Here is a 15574-nt window from a genome sequence, read left to right as displayed (position 1 = left end):
GGCGTGGGGGACTCCGTGTCTCCGCCGCAGGGAGGCGGTTCCGTCGGATCACCCGACTCGGAGGGATCCGGGTGCGAGGGGCGGGGTCCCGGCCGTCCCGGGCCGGGCGCGTCACCCTCGTGGTCGGAGCCGCTCCCCGGGCGGCTGCCCGCGTTCTTGCCGCGCTCCTTTTCCGCCGCCCTGCCCCCGCCCTTCTTGTCGCCCTTCTCGCCGCCCGTCCTCTTGCCGCTGCTCCCACCGGCCGGGAGGACACCCTCACCGTCGGGTACCGCGTGGGTGCCCTCGCGGTAGAAGCGGAGCCAGGCAAGCACCGTGCGCAGGTAGGCGTCGGAGTGGTTGTAGCTGAGGATGGCCCGGCGCAGCCCCGGTGCGCGGGTCAGGTCGCGGCCGTCGGCGCACAGGTAACGGCCGGCGGCCAGCGCCGCGTCATGGATGTTGTGGGGGTCCTTTCTGCCGTCCCGGTTGCCGTCGGAGGCCCAGGCTCGCCACGTGGAGGGGATGAACTGCAGGGGGCCGACGGCACGGTCGAACGCGTCGTTCCCGTCCAGGGCGCCGCCGTCCGTGTCCGTGATGCGGGCGAACCCGTTCCCGTCGAGCACGGGGCCGAGGATCGGCCGGCGGGTGGTCCCGTCGGACCGTACGTCGCCGCCGCGGGCCTGCCCTGACTCCACCTTGCCGATGGCGGCCAGCAGTTCCCAGGGCAGCCCGCACCCCGGTGTGGTCGAGGCCAGTGACTTCTCGGCCTGCTGGTAGGCGCGGAGGACGGTGGCGGGGATGCCGGAAGCAGCCACGGTCGCGATGCTGCTCGCACGGGCCGCGAGTCGGCCGGACGCCCCGTCGAGGGGCGGCAGTTCGGTGTGGTACGAACCGTCGTCGGCGGCGCCTGTCGGTGCGGGGGCGCGGTGCGCGTCCCACGGGGCGCGGGCGTCCCCGGCGCCGACGACGCCTGGAGCCTGCGAGGCCGTCAGCGCGGCGACCGCGACCACGGCGAGTGCGGTGCCCGCCGTGCCCCGTCGCAGCCTCACGCGCCCGCGGCTGCCGGGCCGCACCACGCGGTCGCAGGCCGCCGTGTGTCTGCCCCGTCGGGGCCGTGGGGACGTGTTCTTCCCGTCCTGCTGCGTCATGGCCGTCCTTCAGCTGAGGGTGTCGATGGCCGCGATCTTCCACGCGCCGTCCTGCCGTACGGCGTTGACCGCGAGCATGGCGCCGGAGTAGGTGGCGTCGCCCTCCGCCCCACCGTCCGCCTTCTTCTGGTCCGGCTTCTTCTGGTCCGGCTTCTTCTCGTCCGGCTTCGCCTTCTCCTCGCCCCGCGCTCCGGTGCGGGCGCTGTGCTGGTCCGCGAACAGGAGGACCCGTGCGCGGTCGCCTTCGAGTGCGGTGACCGCGCTGTCGGTGACGGTCGTGGTCAGCACGAGCTTCTGCTCGCGGCCCTGTTTCCTGACGGCGGCGAGCAGTTCGCGGTGCTGTTCGACGGCCTTCCCCGTCAGGAGACGGCGCGCCGCGTCCTCGTTCTTCTCCGGCTTGGCGTGGTCGTAGGAGAAGAGCGCGTTGACGGCGCTGGTGACCTCGCCCTTGACCTGGCTCGTACGGGCGGCGTCCGCGAGGGCGGTGTTCCGCGCGGACGCCGCGTCCCGCAGGCCCGCGGCCTCGGTCGCCGCCCAGGCCGCGAAGCCGCCGAGCAGGAGGGTGAGCGCGGCACAGACCAGCAGCAGCCCGCGCCCACGCGGTGCCCGCCCCCGTACGTGCCGGGCGAGCCGGGCGACCAGGGCCAGGGGCACGGGTGTGCGCCTGACGCGGTCGTCGGCACGCGGTGCGTCGGCGGCCGGCTCGGCGTCGGCGGCCGACTCGACGTCCCGCGAGGTGGCGTCGCGGAGCTTCTCGGCACCGGAATCGTCGACGCGGGGTTCGTCGGTGCGGGGTTCGTCGGTGCGGGGCCGGTCGGCCCGAGGTCCGTCGACGCGGGGCTCCGGTCCGGGCGTCGGCTGCGGGCGGTCCGGCTGGGGCCGGCCCGTGCGCGGCCGGTCGGCGAGGCGGCGGCGGCGGTTGACGAGGTGGCGGGTGGTGGACATGGGTGCTGCTCCTCGCTCGGTCAGCCGCGCTCGTCCGGTGCGGTGGCGGAGTAGCCGACCGGCACCTGGGCGAGGGCGCTGAGTTTCCAGCCGTCCTCGGTGCGGGTGAGTTCGCCGCGCATCCGGGTCTGTTTGGTCGCGGGCTTTTCCTTGGGCGCCTTGACCGTGGTCCGTACCGCGACGAGCACACCGGCACGGCCGGCGCGCTCGTCGAGCTCGGCGACGGCGCTGGAGAGGATCCGCGCCGACGTGACGGTCTTGGCCTCGCGGATCTGCTTCTCGAACCCCTTGCGGCCCTTCTTCAGTTGGCCGCGCAGCTCGCCGGTGGTGGACTCCTCCCAGGAGTCGAGTCCCGCCTCGATCTTCCGGTGGTCGAGGGTGTTGAGGTTCTGCACCGCCTGTTCGCCCGCCGAACGCACCTCGTCGCGGGTCGCGGCGTACGCCAGGGTGTCGTCGTGCGCGGCGCCGTACCAGGAGAAGCCCGCCCACACGGCAGAGCACAGCGCCGCGAAGGCCAGGGCGAGCGCCGCCGTGCGGAGGGGGCCGGCGTCCGTGAGCCGCCGGGCTCGTCCGCGCTTCGCCCGCGTCGCCTCGGACACCTCGTTCCCGCCCTCCGTCCGTGCCGCTTCCTTGTCCGCCTCGGGCGCGTCGGCCTCCCTCTTGGGTGCGTCGGCATCCACCTTGGGCGCGTCGGCCTCCGCCTCGGGTGCGTCGGCAGCTGTCTCGGGTGCGTCGGCAGCTGTCTCGGGTGCGTCGGTCATCAGCCTCACCTGGCCTTCATCTCGACGATCCGCCAGTCGCCGTGGTCGCGGTGTGCGGTGACGGAGAGCTGCGCGGCGGCGTGGGTGGGCTCGTGGCCCTCGCGGCTCGTGGTCTGGTCGAGGAAGACGAGGAGTTCGGCGCGGTCCGAGCGCAGCCGGGTCACCCCCACATCGACGACACGGGTGGCGAGCGTCAGCTTCTGCTCCCGCGCCCGCTTCGTCACCTGGGCGAACAGCGTCTCGTACTGGCGCGCCGCCTTCCCCGCGAGCAGGTCGTCGGCCGCCTGTTCGGTGCGGGCGAGACCCTCGGGGGTGTACGAGAAGATCCGGGAGAGCGCGTCACCGACCTCGCCCGAGGCCCGGCTGGTGGCCGCACGGTCGGTCAGCGCGGCGTTGCGGGCCGCGTCGCTGCCCGTCAACTGGGCCGCCCTCACGAGGAAACCGGTCCCGGCGACGAGCGCCAGGACGAGCACCGCCACCCCGTACCAGCGGGCCCGGCCACCTCCGATCAGGGCGAGCAGCCGTCCGATGCGGGGAAAGGTGGGGCGTCTCATCAGCGCTCCTCCCCCACCGGGACGGGGGCCAGCGAGGTGAGCTTCCACCCGTCGTCCGTCCGTTCGAGACCGGCCGCCATGCGCTTGCGGTCGGCGGCGGGCGACCCTCCCCGGGTCGTGGTCGTGATGCGTACGGTGGCGATCAGCTTGGCGGTGCCCGCCGTGTCGTCCAGGCCGGTGAGCGCCGCGTCGGTGACCCGTGCGCGGGCGCTGGTGCCGCGCTCCTCCAGGGTGTCGGCGCTCTTGTCCGCCTCGCGGCGCAGCTGGTCGCGGAGCGGTCCGGTGGTCGCGTCGCGCCACTCGCGCAGTCCGGCACCGATGTGTTTCACGTCGATGGAGTTGAGGGTGGTGAGGTGGGTTCGGCCGGCGGCGAGTGCCTGGTCGCGGGCGCGGGAGTAGGCGAGGTCGTCGTCGGTGTGCGCGCTCCAGTAGAGCCATCCCGAGGCCGCGCAGAACAGCAGCGCGGCGAGCAGCGCTCCGGCCAGCCAGGCTGCCCCGCGCGGCCGTTGCGGCGCGCCGGTGACCTCCCCGCTGGAGGCCCCGGCAGCCTTCTCGTCCGCAGTGACCTCGCCGGCAACACTTCCGCCGCCAGCGGCCTCGTCTGCGTCGGCCTCGTCTGCGGCGGCCTCGTCCGCGACGGTCCCGCCGGCAGCGGCCTCGTCCGCGACGGCCTCGCCGGCAACGGCCTCGTGCGCGGTGGTGTCCTCCCCCGTCGGGTCCGGTCCGGTGTCCGCCCGGCCCTGTACCTCGGTGCTCACTGGTTCTCCTCCCCTGGTTTCAGTCCGAGCAGGCCGGCCATGCCGCGGGGCTGTGGTGCTCCGTCGCCGGAGCGGGCGGTCAGCCGGTCGGCGTGGTCGCGGGCGAGGGAGCCCGGGCGCGCGGGTGCCGGCAGCGGGCCGCCCGTGGGGGCGTTGGCGGAGCCGCGTACGTTCTTGCCGGTGGAGGGCGGGGAGGCGCAGTGTGCGCGCTCGTTGAGCGGCGGGGCCTTGCCGGTCTCCAGGCCGTTGCGGTAGCGGGTGCCCTCGTACCCGTCCGTGCACGGCAGGGGGTCGAAGAAGGCGAGTGACATGCCGAAGGTGGCGCCCTTCTTGGTGATGGCGGTGGAGCCGGCGGCGGCCACCCGGGGCAGGGTGACGAGGAGTTCCTCGATGCCGCGCTGCCGGGTGAGGGCGAGCTCGGAGGTGGTGGTGAGGTTGGCGAGCAGCACGCTGAGGCTGGGGTCGAGGTCGCGCAGCAGCCCTGTCACCTGGGTCGCGGCGCCCGGGGTGCGGGCGATGAGGCGGCGCAGGTCGGGGTCGGACTTCTTCAGCTGTGCGAGGAGTTCCTGGGCGCCGGTCGCGAAGTCGCGCAGTGCCTCGTCTTCTTCGCGCTGGGTGCGCAGCACGGTCTCCGCGTCGACGATCAGTCCGGTGGTCTCGGGGGCGGCTGCGTCGGCGGAGTCGAGGAACTCGCTGCCCGTCTCCAGCAGGACCTCCAGGTCGTCGCCGCGGCCTTCGAAGGTGGTGCCGAGCTCGTCGATGACGGTGCGGAGTGCGTCGTGCGGGACGGAGGAGACCAGGTTGTCGACGCTGCTGAGCACCTTGGTCGGCGGCGCGGGCAGGTCGGTGTCGGCCTGCCGGATGACGGAGCCCTCACGCAGGTAGGGGCCCTTTCGGGTGCTGGGGCGCAGGTCGATGTACTGCTCGCCGACGGCCGAGAGGTTGGCGACGACGGCGTCGAGCTCGTCGGGGATGCGGGGCGCCGAATTGTCGATCTTCAGTTGGGCGGCGACCCCGGTGTCGGTGAGGTCGATGGTGCCGACCCGCCCCACGGACACGCCCCGGTAGGTGACGTTGGCGTGCTCGTACAGGCCGCCGGTGCGGGCGAGTTCCACGCGGACGGTGTAGTAGTCGCGCAGCCCCACGTAGCGGCCCACGTCGGCGTAGCGGACGCCGATCAGGCCGAGGACGAGGACGGCCAGGACGAGGAAGGCGATGTTCTTGACGAGGACGGCGCGGGTCAGCATCACCGCTCACCCCCGGCCGCGTCGGGTGCCGTGGTGACCGCGGGCAGCGGCAGCGCGGCGGGGCTGCCGCTGCCGGCGGCGCCGGGGTCGGTGGGGATCGGTTCCTCCTCCAGCGGCGGTCGCAGGGTGGTGCCGCGTGGTGCCGTCACGCGCAGGTAGAGATTGAGGTAGTCGCCTTTGACTCCGGTCAGGACCTCGTCCGTGAACGGGTAGGTGAACAGCACCTGGAGCGAGTCGGGCAGGTCCTGGCCCGAGTCGGCGAGGCGGCGCAGGGTCGGGGCGAGGGCCTTGAGATCGGCGACGATGTCGTCCTTGCTCCGGTTGACGGTGTCGACGGCGACGCCGGAGAGGGTGTCGAGGGAGCGCAGCATCGTCATCAGCTGCCCGCGCTGGTCCTCCAGCGTGGTCAGGCCGGGGCTGACCTCGGTGAGCACGGTGTTGATGCTCTTCTTGCGTGCGGCGAGGGTGGCCGAGAGCCGGTTGACGCCGTCGAGCGCGCCGGTGATGTCGTCCTTGTGCCGGTCGAGGTCGCTGACCAGCTTGTTGACGCGGCGCAGCATCGACCTCGCCTCCTCCTCGTTGCCGTCGAGGGCCTTGTTCAGTTCGGTGGTGATGGTCTTGAGCTGGCTGACCCCGCCGCCGTTGAGCAGCAGCGAGAGGGCGCCGAGCACCTCTTCGACCTCAGGGTTGCGGTCGGTGCGGGAGAGGGGGATGTGGGTGCTCTCGCCGCTGCCCGCGTGGTGTGCGGCGGGTCGGACGGGCGGCGTGCCGGACCGGCCTCCGGTGTCCTCGCCCTTCGGCGGGTCGAGGATCTGGACGTACTTCTCGCCCAGGAGGCTGGACTGTTCGATGCGCGCGTAGGGCGTCGCCGGGAGCCGCACCCGCCCGTTGAGGCGCATGGTGACCTTGGCCGTCCAGCCCTTCCTGCCGAGCGTGATCTTGGTGATCTTGCCGACGGTGACGTCGTTCCGCTTCACGGCGGACTGCGGAACGAGGCTGAGCACGTCGCGGAACTCGGCGGTCACCGTGTACGGGTGGTCGCCGAGGTCGGCGCCGCCCGGCAGCGGAAGGTCCTCGAGGCCACCGAACCGCGGCAGGTCCACGCCGCCGCTCAGCAGGGTGAGTCCCAGTGCGGTGGCCACCGCGGCGGCGGCCACGCCGGTGCCGGCCCGCACCGCCACGGCCCGTCTCCCCGCCCGTGCGCGGCTCATCCCTCCGCCCCCTCACCTGCGTCGGTCGTCTCGTCGGGTGTGCCGTAGACCGGTCCTGCCGGAGGCAGGGGGACGGTGGGCAGCCCCTCGCGCTCGCCGGGAGAGACGGGCACAAGTCCTGCCGTGCCGAAGGCGGCGGAGCCCTGGGCCGGCAGCAGGGGGCCGCCCATGCTCAGCTCGTTGATGTTGGCCCGGTTGTCGAGGGTGCCCTGGTCCGGGTTGTAGGCCTTGAGGAAGTTGCCCGCGGCCAGCGGCGCGGCGTCCAACGCCTCGGCGAGGGAGGCGCGCTGGTCGACGAGCGTCTGGGTGATCGGCGCCAGCTTCTTGACGTTCTTCTTGAGGCTGCCGCGGTTGTCCTCGATGAACTTCTTCACCTTGCCCAGCGCCGTACCGAGCTGGGCGAGGGCCTTGGCGAGGTTCTCCTTGTCCTCGGCGAGGAAGGTGGTCACGTCGGAGAGCTGCCGCTCCGCTGTGCGGACCCGGGTGTCGTTGCGCTTGAGCATACTGGTGAAGGACCGCAGGTAGCTGACGGTGGCGAACAGGTCGCCGCTGTTGCCGTCGAGTGTCTTGGCCGCCTTGCCGAACTCCTCGACGGACTCGCCGAGGGCCGCTCCGTTGCCGTTCAGGTTCTCGGCGCCGACGTCCAGCAGTTCGGACAGCGCGCCGTCGGAGTTGGCGCCCTCGGGGCCGAGCGCGTCGCTGAGCTCGGTGATGCTGGCGTAGAGCTGGTCCACCTCCAGCGGAACGGAGTTGCGCCCCGAGGGGAGGACGGCGGAGTCCGCCAGCTTGGGCCCCTTGGTGTAGGCGGGGGTGAGCTGCACGTAGCGGTCGGAGACCAGGCTGGGGGCGATGACGACGGCACGGGCGTTCGCCGGGACCTCGACGCCCTCGTCGATGCGAAGAGTGACCCGCACCTTCTTGCCGTGCGGTTCGACGGCCTCGACACGTCCGACGCGGACACCCAGCACCCGCAGGTCGGAGCCCTCGTAGACGCCGACGGCCCGCTCGAACCAGGCGGTGACGCGGGTGCCGTCCCGGCCGCCGAGCACGGTCGCGCCGCCGGCTGAGGCGCCGATCACCAGGGCGAGGACGGCCGCCAGGACGAGGCTGCGCCGACGCGGGCGCGTGATCCCGGTGCTCATCGGCTCCCACCTCCGGGTTTCGGCGGACGGCAGCCCGTCTCGGGCGGGGTGCCGGGCGGCAGGTACCGCTGGGGGACGAGGCCGCACAGGTAGCTGTCGAACCAGCGGCCGCTGCCCAGGGTGTTGCCGATGAGGCGGTAGTAGGGCCCCGCGACGGCGAGCGCGTCGTCGAGGCGTTGGCGGTTGTCCGCCAGCACGCCGGTGACCCGGTCGAGAGCGCGCAGCGTGGGGCCGAGCTGTTTGTTGTTGTCGTCCACCACCCCGGTCAGCTCGCGGCCCAGGTCGCGGGTGCCGGTGAGCAGTTGGTGGATGGCGCCGCGGCGGGCGCGGACCTCGGCGAGCAGCAGGTTGCCGTCGCTCAGCAGTGTGGTGAACTCGTCGCGCTGGCCCTTGAGGGTGCGGGTCAGTTTCTTGGCTCCGGCGAGCAGGTCGGCCAGCTCCGTGTCGCGGGAGGAGAGGGTCTGGGACAGCTTGGAGAGCCCTTTGGCGGCGCCGCGCACGTCGGCGGGTGTGTCGGCGAAGGTGTCGGAGACGGCCCGGAAGCTCTCGGCGAGCTGGGCGGAGTCGATCTCCTCGAAGGTGCGGCCGAGCCCGGTGAAGGCCTGCGTCACGTCGTAGGGGGACGTGGTGCGTCCGACCGGGATGCGCTTGTCCGGGTCCTGGGGACGGCCGCCCAGCGGATCGAGCGCGAGGTACTTCTCACCCAGCAGGGTGCGGATGCTGATGGCCGCCCTGCTGGCGTTGCCCACCCAGGTGTCCTTCACCCGGAAGGACACCGTGACCTTGGCGCCGTCCAGGGCGACCTCGGAGACCTCACCGACCTTGACGCCCGCGACCCGCACCTCGTTGCCGGAGCGCAGCCCGGCCGCCTCGGTGAAGTCGGCGGTGTAGGTGGTGCCGCCGCCGATCAGCGGCAGGTCGTCGGCACGGTAGGCGGCCGTGCCCAGCAGCGCGAGGAAGACCAGCCCGACCAGGCAGACGGCGATGGGGTTGCGCTCGGACATCGGTTTGACGCGCGGCATCCGCAGCCGCCTCGTGGCGCTCATCTTCGGCACCTCGGCTGGCTGATGCCGATGCCGGTGGGCGGCTCGCTGCCGTCCGTGGTGCCCAGTCCGCTGATCCGGGCCTCGCACAGGTAGGTGTTGAACCAGGAGCCGTAGGAGGCCGTTCTGGCGAGGGTGCGCATCTTCCGCGGCGAGGTGCGCAGGAACTTCTCGAACTGCGGTGTCCCTTCGTTCAGTTGGCCCGACAGCCTGCCCAGCTCGCGGATGTCCGCCTTGAGGGGCGCCCTGCCGTCTTCGAGCAGCCCGGCCGTGGTGGTGGCCAGCCCGCCCATGGCGCTGACGGCCTCTCCGAGGGGCTTACGGTCCTTGGCGAAGCCGGACACCAGGTCGCTGAGGCTGGTGACGAGTTCGTTGAAGTTCTCCTCACGCCGGTTGACGGTCTCCAGCACGGTGTCGAGGTTCTTGATGAGGGAGCCGATGACCTTGTCCTTGCGGGCGAGTGTGGTGGTCAGAGAGCTGATGTGGCCGACCAGCGAGGTCACGGTCCCGCCCTCGCCCTGGAGCACCTGGATGATCTCCCCGGCCAGCTGGTTGGTCTCCTTGGGCGACAGGCCTTCGAACAGGGGCTTGAAGCCGTTGAAGAGCTGGGTGAGGTCGAGCGCCGGTGTCGTGCGGCTGAGCGGGATGGTGCCGTCCGCCGCGAGGTTCCGCCCGACGGGGCCGCTGCCGCGCCGCAGGTCGACGTAGCGCTGGCCGACCATGTTGAGGTACTTCACCGAGGCGTGCACCGAGGCCGGGAGCCTGCGGCCCTTCTCGACGGAGAACCGCACCTCGGCGACGCGGCGGTCGACGACCGCGATGTGGTCGACCTGGCCGACCCGTACGCCCGCGATCCGGACGCTGTCGCCCTCCACCAGCCCGGTGACGTCGCTGAACCGCGCCCGGTAGGTGTCGCTCTCCCCGACGCCGGTATGGGAGATGCTCAGCGCGAGGACGGCGGTGGCCAGGGAGGTCGTCAGCACGAAGAGGAGCGACTTGATCAGGGGGCCTGCCAGCCCCGCACGGTTCATCGCAGGCTCACCTCCGTACCGCGCAGGGTCGGCCCGACCAGGACGCTGCTCCAGCCGGGCAGGTCGGTGGCCGACGTGCCCGCTTCCGACGCCACCAGTTCGTTGACCAACCGGTTCTCCTGCGGCGAGTTGGGCATCCCCGTGCCGCCCCGGGCGTCCGCGATGGTCGCGCCCTCGGGAGCCGGCTCGGGCGCCTGGTCCGCGGTGTCCTTCTCACCCGGTCTGCCCTGCCCGTCCTCGGTGTCCCCCGCGCTGCCGGACCCCTTCGCCCCGTCGGCGCCCTTCGCCGGCGTACCGCCGGCGGGGCCGAGGTAGGGGACCGAGTAGCAGCGCGGGCTGCCGCCGCTGCCCCCGTAGGAGGGGGTGTCCTTGCCGGGGCGGTACTTGCCGCGTGAGGGCACGACCTTCAGGTCGACGTGCAGCCCCGGCTCGTCGGTGCCCTTGCCGAGCGCCTGGTCCATCACGGGCACGAACGTGGCGAGCGTGCGCAGGGTGCAGGGGAAGGACGGGGACTGCGCCGCGAGAGTGCGCAGGGTGGGGCGGCTCGCCGCGGCCAGCCGGATGATGTTGCCCCGGTTCTCCCGCAGGAAGGTCGTCATCTCGCGCGCCGTGCCGGTGGCCGCGCCGTACGCGGTGGACAGGTCCTCGGCCTTCTCGGCCAGCGTGCTGCTGGTGGTGGCGAAGTCGGAGAGCGCGGTGAGGATGCCGGGCGCCGTGTCGGCGTACAGGTGGCTGACCTCGACGAGTTCCTTGATGTCGCGGTTGAGCGCCGGCAGGTGCGGGTTGAGCTTGGCCAGGTAGGCGTCGAGCGTGACGAGGGTGTCGCCGAGCTTGGCACCCCTGCCCTCCAACGCCTGGGCGACGGCGGTGAGGGTCGCCGACAGCTTCTGCGGCTGGACGGCGGTGAGGGTGGGCAGCAGGCTGTCCAGGACCTCTTCGAGTTCGATGGCGTTGCGGCTGCGGTCCTGCGGGATGGTGGCACCGGCCCGGATCGCCTCCGGTGAGGGGTTCTCGGGCGGAACGAGCGCCACGTAGCGCTGCCCGAAGACGGTGGTGGGCAGCATCTGGGCGCGCACGTCGGCGGGTATGCCGTCGAGCTTGTCGCGGTGGAGGGCCACCCGCAGCCGCGCGCCCCGCCCGTCGGAGCTGATCTCGCGTACCTGGCCGACGACGACGCCGCGCATCTTCACGTCCGCGTTGACGTGCATCTCGTTGCCCGCCTGCGAGGTGTGCACGGTGATCTCGGCGTCGTCGGAGAACTGCTTGTCGTAGACGGCGACCGCCAGCCAGATCAGCAGCGCGGGCACCAGCAGGAAGACGACGCCCGCCAGCCGGCGGCGGGCCGTGAGGCCGCGCTGTCCTTCCACCGGGGCGCTCATCCGGCGACCTTCACGGTCGTGGTGGCGCCCCACAGGGCGAGGCTGAGGAAGAAGTCGGTGACGCTGATCAGCACGATCGCGTTCCGCACCGACCGTCCCACCGCGATGCCGACGCCCGCGGGGCCGCCGCTGGCGCGGTAGCCGTAGTAGCAGTGGGTGACGATCACCATGACGCTGAAGACGAAGACCTTCAGGAAGGAGAGCAGCACGTCGGTGGGCGAGAGGAACAGCGCGAAGTAGTGGTCGTAGGTGCCCGCGGACTGGTCGTTGTAGAAGACGGTGATGAAGCGGGAGGACAGATAGGAGCTGAGCAGTCCGATGCCGTACAGCGGGAGGATGCCGATGACCCCGGCGATGATGCGGGTGGTGACCAGGTACGGCATGGAGCGGATGCCCATGCTGTCGAGGGCGTCGATCTCCTCGTTGATGCGCATGGCGCCCAGTTGCGCCGTGAAGCCCGCGCCGAGGGTGGCGGACAGGGCGAGGCCCGCCACCAGGGGGGCGATCTCGCGGGTGTTGAAGTAGGCGGAGATGAAGCCGGTGAACGCGTCGGTGCCGATCTGGTTGAGCGCGGCGTACCCCTGCATGCCGACGACCGTCCCGGTGAAGAGGGTCATGGCGGTCATCACGCCGACGGTGCCGCCGATGACGCCGAGGCCGCCGCTGCCGAACGCCACCTGCGCCAGCAGCCGCAGCACCTCGTGCAGGTAGCGCAGCAGCGCCTTCGGCACCCACAACAGCGCGCGGAGGTGGAAGAGGAACTGGTCCCCGGGTTTGTCGAGCCAGCCGAACAGGCGGGCCAGCGGGGCAGGGTGGGCCACGGTTCAGGCCCCCTTCGGCGGAACGAGCTGAAGGTAGATCCCCGTGAGGACCATGTTCACGAAGAAGAGCAGCAGGAAGGTGATGACGACGGACTGGTTGACCGCGTCGCCCACGCCCTTGGGTCCGCCGCGCGGGTTCAGCCCCCGGTAGGCGGCGACGATGCCGGCGATGAACCCGAAGATCATGGCCTTGATCTCGCTGATGTACAGGTCGGGCAGCTGCGCCAGCGCGGAGAAGCTGGCGAGGTAGGCGCCCGGGGTGCCGTCCTGGAGGACGACGTTGAAGAAGTAGCCGCCCAGGGTGCCGACGACGGAGACCATGCCGTTGAGCAGCACCGCCACGCCGACGGTGGCCAGCACCCGTGGCACCACGAGACGCTGGATCGGCGAGACGCCCATGACCTCCATGGCGTCCAGCTCCTCGCGGATGGTGCGCGAGCCCAGGTCCGCGCAGATCGCCGACCCCGCGGCGCCGGAGATCAGCAGCGCGACGATCAAAGGGCTGGCCTGCTGGATGTTGACCAGCACGCTGGCGGCCCCGGTGAACGACTGGGCGCTGATCTGGCTGGTGAGCGAGCCGACCTGGAGGGCGATGACCGCGCCGAACGGGATCGAGACGAGCGCCGCGGGCAGGATGGTGACGCTGGCGATGAACCAGAACTGCTCGACGAACTCCCGGAACTGGAAGGGCCGCCGGAAGACCGCCCGCACCACCGTGACCGCGAGGGCGAAGAGCCTGCCGGGCTCGCGCAGGAAACCGAGGCCCCTGAGCGGGGACTTGACGGCCTCGCGTGGTGCGGGGCCGGGCTCGGGGTGCTCGCCGGCTGCCGGCGGTGGCTGCTCGGTGGCGGTCATGGGCGCTCCCGGGGGCCTGACGGGTCCGGGCGGTCGGTGTCCACGGAGACCGTCGCCGCGTTCGGGTCCACACCGGCCGGACCCGGCTCGCCCCCGCGCCGCGCGAGGCTGGTGCGCTGCGGCAGAGGCGGCATGTTCTGCGGCAGGCTCGCCTCGACGGCGCGGCGGGCCGCGGGCGGCAGTTGGTCGAGCATGCCCAGCACCCGCTCCCTGCGCCGCCGCACCGCCTGCCGCTCGGGCAGCCCGGGGGTGGGCTCCAGTTGCGGGACGACCTCGCGGGGTACGGCGTGCAGCGGTCCTGCCGCCGCCCCGTCGGCCTCGCGGGCGAGGGTGGCCGCGTCCTTCTCCTCCGACATGCCGATGGGGCCGGTGCGGCTGCCGGACAGGAACTGCGCGATGACCGGTTCGTCGCTGGTGAGCAGCACCTCCCGCGGCCCGAAGGTGACCAGGTTGCGGCGGAAGAGCATGCCCATGTTGTCGGGCACGGTCGCGGCGATGTCGAGGTTGTGGGTGACGATCAGCATCGTCGCGTCGATCTGCGCGTTCAGGTCGATGAGCAGCTGCGAGGTGAAGGCGGTGCGCACCGGGTCGAGTCCGGAGTCGGGCTCGTCGCACAGGATGATCTGCGGGTCCAGGACGAGGGCTCGGGCGAGGCCCGCGCGCTTGCGCATGCCGCCGGATATCTCGCCGGGCAGTTTGTCCTCGTCGCCGGCGAGACCCACCATCTCCAGCCGCTCCCTCACGATGCGGCGGATCTCGGTCTCCTTCTTCTTCGTGTGCTCGCGCAGCGGGAAGGCGATGTTGTCGAAGAGGTTCATGGAGCCGAACAGCGCGCCGTCCTGGAACATCAGTCCGAACTTCTTGCGGGCCTCGTACACGTCGCGCTCCCGGCTGCGCACCATGTCCACGCCGTCCACCAGCACACTGCCGCGCTCCGGCTTGACCAGCCCGATCAGCGACTTGAGGAAGACGGTCTTGCCCGTCCCGGAGGGGCCGAGCATGACGCTGACCTCGCCGGCGGGCAGGGTGAGCGTGAGGTCCTGCCAGATGTTCTTCTTCCCGAAGGACTTGGTCAGTCCCTGGACGGTCACTTCGATGCCCATGGCGGCGCCCCCTCCCGGTGCTTCTCCCCGACCGCGCTCATCTCGGCAGCTCCGGCACCTCGGGCGGCGCCGCACACCCCAGGCCGCCAGGGCGCATGAGGCACGGTCTCCCCTGGATGAGCTTCATGTAGTTGCCGCTGCCGGAGATGCTCGCGGTGAACAACCGGTCCAGGTCCTCCCCGCCGGTGCCGCATCCGGTGAAGGCGGGGATGTCGAGCTCGGCGCGCAGGACGCCTCCCTTGAAGACGTGGTACTCGTCGGGGCCGACGCCGTGCAGTGCGATGTCGACCGGCTTCTTTGTGCGGCAGCGCGGTCCCACCGGCAGCGGGGTGCCGTTCACCGTCACGTCGTGCATCCGCAGGGACTGGCTCATGAAGATCGTGGCGTAGTTGGGCAGCGTGTTGCTGCGCTGCTCGGTCACGATCGTCATCGGGGTGCCGGTGAACTCGATCTTCGCGGTGACCGGCATCAGGTCGAAGTCGAGGAACGTGGCGGTGGCGTCGGGCAGCGTGACCTCGCCGACGCTCCGCGTCTGGTTGTAGGTGCCGTTGCTGCCCGACTCGACGTTGATCAGCAGGTTGGCGGTGGTGGCCCCGTCGGCGGGGTCGTTGATCGCCATGCCGCCCCGCAGCTTGAGCACGTTGGCCACGGCGACGGGGACCGTGCACCAGTGCGTGCCCGCCAGCTTCACCATGGTCACGTCCGGCGGCGGCTCGGGCAGCTTCGAGCGGTCCAGCTCGGCCGTGGGCCGCTCGGACTCGCACGCCTTCGCGGGCGGCAACGGGGCGTCTCCCACGTCGATGTCCGCCTCTCGGCGCGCGTCCCGCTCGGCCCCGTTCCCCTCGTCCTCCCCGTCCCGACCGGGCGGCGCGGTGCTCCCTGTCGGGGTGGGCGAAGCGGACGGGCCCGGCGAACCCTCCTGGTCGCCGACCGGCACGGTGGCCAGCACGGGGCTGCGCTCGTCCGCCGGTGTGCACCGGGCCGCGGGCGGTGCCTTGGCCGGAAGTGTCGACGGTCCGCTGGAGGGCTCCCCCCGCGGGGCGAGGTCCAGGTCGAGCGCGCCGACGGTGAAGGTCACCTTGCCCGCGTGCTCGACGGTCACGGGCGGGACCTCTCCCCGGTGCGCGAGAGTGAGGTCCGCGGCGTCCCGCACCGGGGTGGAGGGGGCCTTGAGCCCGTCCCACCGGGCCTCGGCGTCCGAGGCGCCCTGGGCCACCCGCACCGTCAGCGTCGCTTCGGAGGCGACGTCGGTGGTGCCGGCGGGCAGGATCTCGGCCAGCGTCTTCGCGGAGAGCACGGCCTCGACGCCGAGCTCACTCACCCGCAGCGGGCTGCCCGGGGTGCCGGTCGTCGGGAAGCGGGCAGAGATCTCGGCCGCCACACGCTGTGTTCCCGTCGGGAACGCGCAGGTGAAGGCGAGGCGCAGCGTCGCGGCGCCGTCCTGCGCCTGTGAACCCGCTCCCGGCAGCACCCCGGCCACCAGCGCGACCGCCGCCACGGCGGCGCCCCGCGCGGTGCGTCGCCGGGTCCGGGCACTGGGTCTCACGTGTGTCTCCAACAAGCGGCTCGTCGCCCGGGGCGGGCGGGGCGTCTGGTGCTT

15 protein-coding genes are annotated in these 15574 nt (G+C 72.2%); all 15 read right to left on the bottom strand.

Annotation, left to right across the window (positions count from 1 at the left end; genetic code table 11):
* The coding region (locus AB8Z75_RS20675; protein WP_369204116.1) for a lytic transglycosylase domain-containing protein at window positions 1-1025 on the bottom strand (1025 nt) is incomplete at its 3' end.
* 108 nt (window positions 1026-1133) lie between these two features.
* Complete coding sequence (locus AB8Z75_RS20670; RefSeq protein ID WP_369204114.1) at window positions 1134-2069, bottom strand: hypothetical protein; 936 nt, start codon at window positions 2067-2069, stop codon at window positions 1134-1136.
* 20 nt (window positions 2070-2089) lie between these two features.
* Window positions 2090-2587 (bottom strand): hypothetical protein, encoded by a 498-nt coding sequence (locus tag AB8Z75_RS20665; RefSeq protein ID WP_369204120.1) that lies wholly within the window; start codon window positions 2585-2587, stop codon window positions 2090-2092.
* A 248-nt stretch (window positions 2588-2835) separates the two neighbouring features.
* On the bottom strand, window positions 2836-3384 hold the full coding sequence (locus tag AB8Z75_RS20660; protein WP_369204113.1) for a hypothetical protein: 549 nt from the start codon (window positions 3382-3384) through the stop codon (window positions 2836-2838).
* Window positions 3384-4142, bottom strand: a complete 759-nt coding sequence (locus AB8Z75_RS20655; RefSeq protein ID WP_369204111.1) for a hypothetical protein — start codon at window positions 4140-4142, stop codon at window positions 3384-3386. The genes AB8Z75_RS20660 and AB8Z75_RS20655 overlap by 1 nt, the downstream gene beginning before the upstream one ends.
* On the bottom strand, window positions 4139-5389 hold the full coding sequence (locus AB8Z75_RS20650; RefSeq protein WP_369204109.1) for an MCE family protein: 1251 nt from the start codon (window positions 5387-5389) through the stop codon (window positions 4139-4141). Before AB8Z75_RS20650 ends, AB8Z75_RS20655 begins: the two co-directional genes overlap by 4 nt.
* Window positions 5389-6600 (bottom strand): MlaD family protein, encoded by a 1212-nt coding sequence (locus tag AB8Z75_RS20645; RefSeq protein WP_369204107.1) that lies wholly within the window; start codon window positions 6598-6600, stop codon window positions 5389-5391. The genes AB8Z75_RS20650 and AB8Z75_RS20645 overlap by 1 nt, the downstream gene beginning before the upstream one ends.
* The gene (locus AB8Z75_RS20640) at window positions 6597-7742 is read right to left on the bottom strand and encodes an MCE family protein (RefSeq protein WP_369204106.1); all 1146 of its coding nucleotides are present in this window, start codon (window positions 7740-7742) and stop codon (window positions 6597-6599) included. The genes AB8Z75_RS20645 and AB8Z75_RS20640 overlap by 4 nt, the downstream gene beginning before the upstream one ends.
* Window positions 7739-8788: an MCE family protein gene (locus AB8Z75_RS20635; protein WP_369204104.1), complete on the bottom strand. Its 1050-nt coding sequence runs from the start codon at window positions 8786-8788 to the stop codon at window positions 7739-7741. The genes AB8Z75_RS20640 and AB8Z75_RS20635 overlap by 4 nt, the downstream gene beginning before the upstream one ends.
* Window positions 8785-9816: an MCE family protein gene (locus AB8Z75_RS20630; RefSeq protein ID WP_369204102.1), complete on the bottom strand. Its 1032-nt coding sequence runs from the start codon at window positions 9814-9816 to the stop codon at window positions 8785-8787. The genes AB8Z75_RS20635 and AB8Z75_RS20630 overlap by 4 nt, the downstream gene beginning before the upstream one ends.
* Window positions 9813-11195, bottom strand: coding sequence for an MCE family protein (locus AB8Z75_RS20625; RefSeq protein WP_369204100.1), 1383 nt, complete (start codon window positions 11193-11195; stop codon window positions 9813-9815). Before AB8Z75_RS20625 ends, AB8Z75_RS20630 begins: the two co-directional genes overlap by 4 nt.
* Window positions 11192-11998: an MlaE family ABC transporter permease gene (locus AB8Z75_RS20620; protein ID WP_369204118.1), complete on the bottom strand. Its 807-nt coding sequence runs from the start codon at window positions 11996-11998 to the stop codon at window positions 11192-11194. Before AB8Z75_RS20620 ends, AB8Z75_RS20625 begins: the two co-directional genes overlap by 4 nt.
* 21 nt (window positions 11999-12019) lie before the next feature.
* Window positions 12020-12871 (bottom strand): MlaE family ABC transporter permease, encoded by an 852-nt coding sequence (locus tag AB8Z75_RS20615; RefSeq protein ID WP_369204098.1) that lies wholly within the window; start codon window positions 12869-12871, stop codon window positions 12020-12022.
* On the bottom strand, window positions 12868-13974 hold the full coding sequence (locus AB8Z75_RS20610) for an ABC transporter ATP-binding protein (RefSeq protein ID WP_369204096.1): 1107 nt from the start codon (window positions 13972-13974) through the stop codon (window positions 12868-12870). Before AB8Z75_RS20610 ends, AB8Z75_RS20615 begins: the two co-directional genes overlap by 4 nt.
* Window positions 13975-14011: 37 nt before the next feature.
* Window positions 14012-15520, bottom strand: a complete 1509-nt coding sequence (locus AB8Z75_RS20605) for a DUF6801 domain-containing protein (RefSeq protein WP_369204094.1) — start codon at window positions 15518-15520, stop codon at window positions 14012-14014.
* Window positions 15521-15574: the final 54 nt, after the last annotated feature.

Origin of the sequence: Streptomyces sp. PU-14G, from assembly GCF_041028275.1 — a bacterium.
Classification (GTDB): Bacteria; Actinomycetota; Actinomycetes; order Streptomycetales; family Streptomycetaceae; genus Streptomyces.
Note: the sequence above shows the minus strand (reverse complement) of the source record. Positions and strands in the feature narration are given on the sequence as shown.

Bases quoted from the DNA above. Each gene is read 5' to 3' on its own strand.
- AB8Z75_RS20630 (WP_369204102.1), bottom strand. From the start codon at position 9,816: ATGAACCGTGCGGGGCTGGCAGGCCCCCTGATCAAGTCGCTCCTCTTC.
- AB8Z75_RS20625 (WP_369204100.1), bottom strand. From the start codon at position 11,195: ATGAGCGCCCCGGTGGAAGGACAGCGCGGCCTCACGGCCCGCCGCCGG.
- AB8Z75_RS20615 (WP_369204098.1), bottom strand. From the start codon at position 12,871: ATGACCGCCACCGAGCAGCCACCGCCGGCAGCCGGCGAGCACCCCGAG.
- AB8Z75_RS20610 (WP_369204096.1), bottom strand. From the start codon at position 13,974: ATGGGCATCGAAGTGACCGTCCAGGGACTGACCAAGTCCTTCGGGAAG.
- AB8Z75_RS20660 (WP_369204113.1), bottom strand. From the start codon at position 3,384: ATGAGACGCCCCACCTTTCCCCGCATCGGACGGCTGCTCGCCCTGATC.
- AB8Z75_RS20645 (WP_369204107.1), bottom strand. From the start codon at position 6,600: ATGAGCCGCGCACGGGCGGGGAGACGGGCCGTGGCGGTGCGGGCCGGC.
- AB8Z75_RS20635 (WP_369204104.1), bottom strand. From the start codon at position 8,788: ATGAGCGCCACGAGGCGGCTGCGGATGCCGCGCGTCAAACCGATGTCC.
- AB8Z75_RS20650 (WP_369204109.1), bottom strand. From the start codon at position 5,389: ATGCTGACCCGCGCCGTCCTCGTCAAGAACATCGCCTTCCTCGTCCTG.
- AB8Z75_RS20670 (WP_369204114.1), bottom strand. From the start codon at position 2,069: ATGTCCACCACCCGCCACCTCGTCAACCGCCGCCGCCGCCTCGCCGAC.
- AB8Z75_RS20640 (WP_369204106.1), bottom strand. From the start codon at position 7,742: ATGAGCACCGGGATCACGCGCCCGCGTCGGCGCAGCCTCGTCCTGGCG.